The organism is uncultured Clostridium sp. (assembly GCF_937920395.1).
Lineage (GTDB): Bacteria > Bacillota > Clostridia > Clostridiales > Clostridiaceae > Clostridium_AD.
Genome location: NZ_CALEVF010000176.1, coordinates 1 through 9465, shown reverse-complemented (window position 1 = coordinate 9465; position 9465 = coordinate 1). Strand labels below are relative to the sequence as shown.

Genomic DNA, 9465 nt, shown 5'->3' with positions numbered 1-9465 from the left:
TGTTACGATCACATACAGGTCATGATTTTTCTTCATATAAAAGAAATACTATACAGCGTAGAATTGAGCGTTGTATGGGTATTCATCATTTTAATGATATAGTTGTATACGTGGACTTTTTAAAGAAGAATCCTCAAGAACTGGAATTGTTATTTAAAGAATTTTTAATAGGGGTTACCAATTTCTTTCGTGAACCGATGGAGTGGGAAATTCTAAAGGACAAAGTTATACCAGCACTCTTAGCGAATAGGTCACCAACTGATACGGTTCGAATTTGGATATCGGGCTGTTCTACTGGCGAAGAGGCTTACTCTTTAGCAATTATCTTCAAAGAGGTAATTAGTGAATTACAGCTTGTTAAAGACTTTTATATTCAGATTTTTGCTACTGATCTAGACTCTGAAGCTATTGATAAAGCACGCGAGGGGGTTTTCTCTGCGAATATCACAAAAGATATGTCCAGCAAACGTCTAAGTAAGAATTTCCTCAAGGTGGATCGTGGTTATCAGGTTGTAAAGGAAATTCGTGATATGGTCATTTTTGCTCAACAAAACATGATTAAGGATCCTCCATTTACAAAGGTTGATATAATGATTTGTAGAAATTTACTTATTTACCTTACACCAGAAATTCAGAAAAAGCTCATTCCTCTTTTTCATTACAGTCTTAATAGTGGTGGGTTCTTATTTTTAGGAAGTGCGGAGTCAGTAGGGAGTTTTACTGATCTTTTTAAACCCCTTGATATTAAATCGCGAATTTATCAGAGGCTTAATCCCTTAATTCAAAAGGAGCCTATAGAATTTCCTAACTCGTTTGCACCGTATCAACCAGAAGCAAACCAACCATCAGAAGAGGTTCAAAACATGCAGTCGCTAGCGGATAAACTTGTTTTACAATATTATTCACCAGCTGCAGTGCTTGTTAATGGTAAAGGTGATATACTCTACATTACTGGGCGAACTGGTAAGTACTTGGAACCAGCTACTGGTAAGGTTAATTGGAATATTTTTGCCATGGCTCGTGAAGGGTTAAACTATAAACTTAATGACGCTTTTTACAAGGCTGTTCGTGGAAAAGAAGTGGTTACTTCTAAGAGTGCTGTTGTGCTAAATGAAGGTGGAAAGCTGAGGGTAGATATCACAGTCAATCCGCTTAAAGAACCAGAGACGTTAAAAGGGATGGTAATGATTATTTTTACTGATGTAGCAACTCCTGATGTATGCGAAAAAACAAGCACAAATGGACAAATCCCCGCCAGTAATAAGCGGGAGGCAGAACTGGAGCAGGAGCTATTACAAGCTCGACAAATGTGGCAAGCTACCAGTGCAGAAATGCAGATATCCCAAGAAGAATCCAAATCTAGTAACGAGGAATTGCAGTCATGCAACGAAGAACTTCAGTCGACGAACGAGGAACTTACTACAACCAAGGAAGAAGTACAGTCGTCAAACGAAGAGCTGAAGACAATCAATTTTGAATTACAAGACAAGTTAGACGGTCTATCACTTGTCACAAGCGATATGAAGAATCTGATGGATAGTACGAAGATTGCTACCTTATTTTTGGATAACGAGTTACTTGTTAAACGCTTTACAAGTCAAATGACTGTAGTCTCAAGGCTTATACCCAGCGACGTTGGAAGGCCAGTTACTGATATTGCGTCAGATCTTATTTATCCTGAACTGGCAGAGGATGTTAAACAGGTGCAACGCACACTGGTTGAAGTTGAAAAACAGGTCATGTCCCGCGATGGTAGTTGGTTTAATGCATGCATTTTGCCTTATCACACGTTAGAGGGCAAAATTGATGGTGTAGTCATCACTTTTGTAAATATCACTAAATCTAAAACTTTAGAGGCGGATCTTAATAAATCAAAAGTAGCTTTACAAAAGCATATTGAGGATCAAGATGGTGAGTTATTACGGCTAAAGGATAGGTCAGCTGATGAAATAGAGCAAAGCCATAGTGAAGTTGCTGCATCAAGTGATAAGCCCCAGTAAGTTATAAATATTTCATTTCTCAAGGTATAAATATAAGTTGTTTTACACATAGTAATAACATTATTTATAATTGAGAGGTGAATGTATTGGATATAATTTCGTTAATTAAGAAGGTTCATAAAAGAGAAGATGTTGTAGATATCCAGGAAGCATTTAATATATATAGTCTTCTAAGAGCAAGATATGTTAGTACCCAAACAGTTCAATTATTTAAGAACTTTGTTCATGACGTAGATTGGGAAGTAATCCTAGATGGATTTCAGAAAGACTTTGAAAAGCAAATAAATAATTTAGAGAAATTGGGTGAAAAATTTCGGATCATAATGCCAAACAGACCTCCGATAGACGTGAAGTTCGCAACCCGGCTTAATATTATAACAGATGATTATATATATAAAAAAATATACCATGACCTTGTAGCGCAGCTTATGTCTCTTAGCCATGCGGTTCGTTCAACTAGTACGAATGATAATTTAAGAAATATTATCATAGAAGATTTAAAAGTCCATTTTCAGGATTTTGATATACTTTATAAGTTTGGTAAATTGAAAGGCTGGGAGGAGACATATCCTACTTACAAAACTGCTATTGTTCAAGAAAAAGAACAGCTTTCCACGTCAGAAGCGTTTCATATTTGGGATCATATTATTATGAGATATGAACAAATTGAACTAATAGGTATATTCGCCGGGTTTGCTCACGATACTGAGTTTAAAGTGATACTTGATCATGGGTTATATATTTATAATAAGCAGGTTACCAAGCTTGAAAAGTTAGCACTAAAGCTTAATATACCACTGCCAAATAGATCGGCACTACCGGTAGCGACTCCCATAGATCCTGAAATGATTACGGATAAGTTTATGTATAGAATTATTTTAAGCTGGCAATTAGCTGCATTAGATGCTCACCTCAGAGCAATTATTGAGACTATTAGGAACGAATCATTACGTAGGTTATGGACGGAATTACTTGATGCTGAACTTTCGTATTACGACAAATATCTTAAATATGGAAAAATGAAAGGTTGGACAAGGGTAGTTCCAATTTATGGAGAGCCAGTTACATAGAATTAAAAAAGTATATATTACGCGTATTGCAATACGATTAATATATACTTTTTTTGAGTGTAATAACATTCTAACAATGCTTTATATACTTGAATGTCATTTATTTTAATATAACGTTATTGGGTTCGATAGGTTTGTAAAGATTATGTCTTTTAAAGTTTAGAAATTATAAACAATTACTTAACGTGGTATGTCCAAATTGAAATTATAAATATAGAAATACTGTAATATATTGTGTTTAGTATAAGTTACATATAGTAGATTTATTATGAAAAGTAATGTAGATTAAGTTTATAGATTAAAAATATATAATATTTAGTAATGAGATTATTGAATCTGGAAGAATAGATGGTAGTGGTGAGTTTGGTATATTTACAAGGCTTATATTTTCAATTGTGAAGCCATATCATCAATTATCAGTGGTTTCTTGTTTAATTCATAGATATCTTCATGTATTTGCTTATTATATCTCCATGCATGTCTTGGTATATTTGAGTATCTTTCCAATTTGGCAAGTATAGAGTAAATGTGTTAATTGTTGATGATTCATTCTATAGCAGAACAAGATGTAAATCTGTTGAACTATTAGCAAACGTTTTTGATCATGTGGATTGTAAATTCAAGAAAGGCTTCAAATTCTTACTTTAGGATGGTCTGACGGAAATACTTTTTTACCTTTAGCGTTTACTTTATTAGGTTCAGAAAAAGAAAAAAATTGTGTATGTCCAATTAACCCAAATACAGACAAAAGAACCAATAGTTATAAAATAAACGCAGAGGCTATAAAAAATCACCAGATGTAATGATTGACCTAATAAAGCAAGCGGCACCTTATGCCATACCTGGAACCTATGTTTTATTCCATAGTTGGTTCACTTATCCCAAAACTCTAATAAGAATTTTAGAACTTAAATTGCATACAATAGCTATGGTTAAACCTATGTCAAAGGGTTTTTATGGCAATAATGATAAAAAGTTAAATTTAAAATCTTTATATGCTACGCTTAAGAAAAAACGTGGTAAAGCTAAAATTAAAGCATCTGTAATTGTTAAAATTGGCATAGACTCGAAGGCTACGCCGCTAAAATAGTATTTGGTAAAAACAATAATATATTAAAAAACTGGCTAGTATTAATATCAACAGACATTACATTGAGTGATGAAGAAATCATAAGGATTTATAGAAAATGTTGATATATTGAAGTTTTCTTTAAAATGACTAAGTCATTCTTGAATCTTGCAAAGAATTTCAAGGACGTTCTTATGATTCAATAGTTGCACACACTATTATTGTATTTACACGATATATTATGCTATCAACACACAGCCGTAATAATGAAGATTCTCGTACTATAGGTGGTTTGTTTTTAAATTGTTGTGATGAACTTCAAGATATACAGTTTTTAGAAGCTATTTAAATTATTTTGGAATTATTTAAACCGCATTACACGAAAATCTTTCTTTGGCAAAAGAGCAAATAAGTTCATTTTTGACCTACTTTTTAGAGTCCTTACCTAAGTTTTTAAAGGAAAGGCTAGTGTTTTTGTCGTGCGAAAGTTGAGTGATAATAGTAAAAAGCATAACAGCCACAAGATAGAATTCCATAATGGGAAATACTATCTTGTGGCTGTTTCTTGCACGAATCGTTGCATATTCCTAATTGTTGAAACAGAAGATTTTCTATATCCAAGATTTATAGATAAATATGGTGGTGAAACAAAAGAGGATTAAATAATATTGTATGATAATTAATAAGTGTTGGTATTTAATACATCAATAAGTAATTAGATAAAATACTTTATTAGTGGAGAACAAAGGTACATTACGTAGGATTTTTAAATTTTTTTAATTTACCATTGAAACCGCTCTCATAATATGATATTATAATAAAAGAAAACGATTTAGATGGAGTGATAACTTGACAAATATATACGATGTAGCAAAATCAGCAGGAGTATCTAGAAGTACAGTATCAAGAGTGCTAAATGACAGTGTGTCCGTTAGCGAAGAGACTAGACAAAAGGTTCTAAATATTATAAAGAAACTTAATTATAATCCTAATTCTGCAGCAAGAAGTCTTGCTCTAAAGAAAAATAATACTATTGCAGTTATCTCAGGATATATGTTGAATGACCCATTCTTTTCGAACGTTGCTGAAGGTATATATAAAACAGCAGATAAAATGGGATATGGAACAATATTCTGTGTTAATCAGAAAGATACAAACTCAAATGTACATTATTTTAATATGCTCTTTGGTAAGGTTGATGGCATTGTATTTCTGGGATACGATTCGGTCCTAAGGGCTGAGCTTTTAAAATTTCTTGATGTTAATTTTCCTGTTGTTCTATTTGAAAATGATGCTAAAATTCCTGGAATACTTGAGATTAATATAGATAATTATACTGGAGCGTATATTGCTACAAGACACTTAATACAACAAGGTCATCAAAAAATAGCCCATATTAAAGGCATTGATTATTTTGAATCAAGAGAACGATTGAAGGGATATATGCAAGCACTTACTGATTACAATATTAAATTTGATGAAAAGCTTGTGGTAGATGGACATTTTGACTTTAAATTAGCATATGAAAAGGCTGATGAAATAATAAAAAAAGACATTACGGCAGTATTTTGTGCAAATGATATGATGGCTTTTGGATTTATTAAAAAGGCTAACGAACTTGGGTATAAGATTCCAGACGATATATCTGTGGTAGGATTTGATGATATAAGTAATAGCAACTCATCATTTTTTATGTCATCAATTAATATAACTACAATAAGACAGCCTGTCATGGAAATGGCTGAATATACTGCAATGGCACTAATTCAAAATATTGAAAATGGTGTGATCATGGAGAATAAAGTGTTTATGCCTGTACTCGTAGAAAGGGAATCAACAAAAAATATAATTTAGATTATTAAATTATATTTTTGCCAAATTTGGGAACGCTCCCACAACCAAATAAGGAGGTGAAGTCCTATGTAAATTCTAGTATTTAGCATATGACGTATAGTATTTCTTATCAAACTTATAATTAGATTATACAAGGGGGTTATAAAATGAAGAAATTTTTCAAAAGAATTCTATTAGTATCATTAGTAGCTACTATGACATCTATGTTATTTGCTGGATGCTCCAAAGGATCAATCACAAAGTCTACAAGTACCACCAAACGGTTCGTTGATAAAAATCCAAAGGAATATAAGGGTACCATTACATTATGGTCGTGGACTGACGACCCGAAGTATATGATTGAGCAGTTTAAAAAGGTATATCCGAATGTAACGGTTAAATTTACTCAGGTAGGCCAAGATTATCAAACTAAATTAAAAACAGTTCTTCAGGCGGGGACTGGAGTTCCTGACCTTTTTGTTGGGGAACTTAAAAATGTTAAACAGTGGGTTGATACAGACTTTTGGGATAATCTTTCCGTAGCTCCTTATAATGCTGAAGATATAGCAAAAAATCAGATGCAATATGTAGCTGACCTTGGAAGAGATGCTAATAAAAATCTGAGAGCTTTGTCTTGGCAGGCAACTCCAGGCGGGTTCTGGTATAGAAGAAGTCTTGCTAAACAGTATTTTGGTACAGATGATCCTGATAAGATATCTAAGATGATGAGTACAATGGATGGATTACTTGATATGGGTAAAAAAATATATGTTCAAAGTGGCGGTAAGGTTAGTTTGCTTCCTAACTATCAAGATTTATACTGGTATGTATATGCAAATAGAAAACTTCCATGGGTAGAAAATGATAAGTTACAAATTGACCAATTATGTTTGGATTTCTTTGATACAGCGAAACAGGCAAGAACTGAAAAGCTTGATGCAAAACTTATAGCATGGCAGCCGGCATGGTTTAGTGCCTCTGACAATGGTTCAGTATTTGGTTACGTATTACCAACCTGGGGACTTCAATATGTTATTAAACCATCCGCACCTAAAACAGAAGGCGATTGGGCTATATCAAAAGGACCTGCATCATATTTCCAGGGTGGAACTTGGATGGGTTTATCCTCAAAGAGCACTAATAAAGAACTTGCATGGCAGTTCCTTAAATATGTAGTTGCAAATAAAGCTTACGTAAAAAATTATGTAGCAGATAAAGGTGACTTTACAAGTAATATTCCTATTATGAAAGAAATAGCTAATAATTACTCTGATAAGTTTGCCGGTGGACAGAATACGTATAAATTTTTCCAAGAAGAAGCAACAAAGATAAATGCTAAAGTTATTACAAAGTATGATGATGATATAAATGGGATGTTCTTAAATGCAGTAGGATCATATGTTGATGGTAAGAAGTCTAAAGATGGAGCAATTGCTCAGTTCAAGAAAGATGTAAAGAATGCATATCAGGACATAGAAGTAAAATAAAAAACTAAATAGTTACAAATATATACGATAGTGTGTTATCAAATATCGTTTAAGGGGCAATTAACTGCCCCTTAAATAAAAGGAGATGATTATGATGAAGAGTTTAAAGATTAAAAAGGACAATTACGGCTATCTGTTCATTGCGCCGTTTTTTATAACATTCCTTGTTTTTCAAATGTATCCGATAATATATTCATTCTGCTTAAGTTTTGTAAAGTGGGATGGTATGTCGGAAATGAAGTTTGTAGGAATTAAAAATTATAAATATCTTATCCAGGATACTGTATTTTATCAGGCTATGGGAAACACTTTGATTATATGGATTACAAATTTTATTCCACAAATTATATTTGCAGTATTCTTAGCTGTAATACTAAATGACAGTAAACGTAAAGGATCAGGGTTTTTTAAGGCCATTTTTTATCTTCCAAACATTGTTACTGCTGCATCTATCGGCGTTCTGTTCAGCGTATTATTGGATTGGAACAACGGAACTTTAAATCAGCTTCTAATTTCTATGGGTTTATTGAACCAACCAATTAATTGGCTTAACAGTCCTTTCTTTGCAAGAGGGGCAACATCTTTAATTCAGTGGTGGATGTGGTTTGGCTATAGTATGATAATATTTTCAGCAGGCATGAAAGCTATATCGGATGACATCTATGAAGCTGCAAAGGTAGATGGAGCAAGTAAAAATCAGATGTTTTGGCGAATAACGCTTCCTCTTTTAAGACCAACGATACTTTACACTGTAATAACCTCATTGATTGGAGGAATGCAGATATTTGATGTACCTATGACTCTTACAGATGGTTTAGGTAGCCCTGACAAATCAATTTTGACTATAGTAATGTATCTTTATAATATGGCGTTTAAAAGCAATAACTATGGTTATGGTGCAACCGTTGCTTACGGATTGTTTGTAATAATTTTATTAGTTTCACTGCTTTCTTATAAGTTTATAAATAGAAAGTCAGTATATGAGTAGGGGGAGTTATAATGAAAAAGGTAATCATAAATAAAGATACACTGTTAGGATTTAATAACTCAAAATTTCGCATGTCAACGATTACCATAAATATATTCCTAATACTTTTAGCAGTAATCTGCGTTCTTCCATTTTATATGATGATAATAAACGCAACGCACAGTAATGGAGAGATAACTAAAGGGCTTAATCTCATACCAGGGAAATATCTTATAGATAATTATATAAGAATGTCTGCAAGTACTAATATTTGGGGAGGATTCTTTAATAGTCTTATAATAGCTGTATCAAGTACAGCCTTAAATGCATATTTTTCTGCATTGACAGCCTATGGATTTTCAAAGTATAAATTCAAAGGAAATAACTTATTGTTTATGTTTGTACTTGGAACTATGATGATACCGGGACAGCTGGGATTAATTGGTTTCTTTCAACTAAATAAGATATTAGGAACATTAAATACATTTATACCACTTATCATTCCATCAATAGCAACTGCTGGTACTGTATTTTTTATTAAGCAGTATATGGATTCATCTATACCAAATACGCTTATAGAAGCTGCAAGAATTGATGGCTGTAGTGAATTCAGAACATTTAATAAAATTATATTACCGCTTGTAACTCCTTGTATAGCAACAATTTCTATATTTAATTTTGTAGGCTCATGGAACAATTTTCTCGTACCTATGGTTCTCTTATTTGACAAGGATATGTTTACACTTCCAATACTAATTGCAAATTTAAGGGGAGTATATGCAAGAGATTTTGGAGCGACATACCTCGGAATAGCAATTTCAGTAGTACCTATAATGATTGTTTTTGCATGTCTATCAAAGTACATTTTGGGTGGACTTACAATGGGATCAGTTAAAGAATGATTCAACATGTAAATAAGGAAAATCAACCAATATAACTTATTTTTGTACTAATTATTTTAAATACGAGAGAATATTAAAGAACATAGAAGGTAGTGTAAAGTGATCTATGAAAAAATGAGATCAACTAGTTGGGCTTG

At 32.8% G+C, this 9465-nt stretch carries 9 protein-coding genes; 8 read left to right on the top strand and 1 reads right to left on the bottom strand.

From position 1 onward, the window contains the following. On the top strand, nt 1–2000 hold a 2000-nt coding region (locus Q0649_RS11515), incomplete at its 5' end, for a CheR family methyltransferase (RefSeq protein ID WP_298841829.1). An 86-nt stretch (nt 2001–2086) separates the two neighbouring features. After that, the gene (locus Q0649_RS11510; protein ID WP_298841827.1) at nt 2087–3070 is read left to right on the top strand and encodes a DUF3231 family protein; all 984 of its coding nucleotides are present in this window, start codon (nt 2087–2089) and stop codon (nt 3068–3070) included. A 381-nt stretch (nt 3071–3451) separates the two neighbouring features. On the opposite strand, the gene Q0649_RS11505 is transcribed toward Q0649_RS11510, so the two are convergent. Beyond that, nucleotides 3452–3577 carry a hypothetical protein gene (locus Q0649_RS11505; RefSeq protein ID WP_298841825.1) on the bottom strand — a complete coding sequence of 42 codons (126 nt, stop codon included), beginning with the start codon at nt 3575–3577 and terminating at the stop codon, nt 3452–3454. Between the two features lie 295 nt (nt 3578–3872). Here Q0649_RS11505 and Q0649_RS11500 point away from each other — a divergent pair, with 295 nt between their 5' ends. From Q0649_RS11500 to Q0649_RS11475, 6 genes are all read left to right on the top strand, one after another. Then, complete coding sequence (locus Q0649_RS11500; RefSeq protein ID WP_298841823.1) at nt 3873–4160, top strand: hypothetical protein; 288 nt, start codon at nt 3873–3875, stop codon at nt 4158–4160. A 467-nt stretch (nt 4161–4627) separates the two neighbouring features. After that, nucleotides 4628–4801, top strand: coding sequence for a hypothetical protein (locus Q0649_RS11495; RefSeq protein WP_298841821.1), 174 nt, complete (start codon nt 4628–4630; stop codon nt 4799–4801). Nucleotides 4802–4988: 187 nt separating this feature from the next. After that, nucleotides 4989–5993 carry a LacI family DNA-binding transcriptional regulator gene (locus Q0649_RS11490; RefSeq protein ID WP_298841819.1) on the top strand — a complete coding sequence of 335 codons (1005 nt, stop codon included), beginning with the start codon at nt 4989–4991 and terminating at the stop codon, nt 5991–5993. A gap of 146 nt (nt 5994–6139) precedes the next feature. Then, complete coding sequence (locus Q0649_RS11485; RefSeq protein WP_298841817.1) at nt 6140–7459, top strand: ABC transporter substrate-binding protein; 1320 nt, start codon at nt 6140–6142, stop codon at nt 7457–7459. A gap of 91 nt (nt 7460–7550) precedes the next feature. Further along, complete coding sequence (locus Q0649_RS11480; protein WP_298841815.1) at nt 7551–8447, top strand: carbohydrate ABC transporter permease; 897 nt, start codon at nt 7551–7553, stop codon at nt 8445–8447. A gap of 11 nt (nt 8448–8458) precedes the next feature. Beyond that, nucleotides 8459–9328 carry a carbohydrate ABC transporter permease gene (locus Q0649_RS11475; protein ID WP_298841813.1) on the top strand — a complete coding sequence of 290 codons (870 nt, stop codon included), beginning with the start codon at nt 8459–8461 and terminating at the stop codon, nt 9326–9328. Nucleotides 9329–9465: the final 137 nt, after the last annotated feature.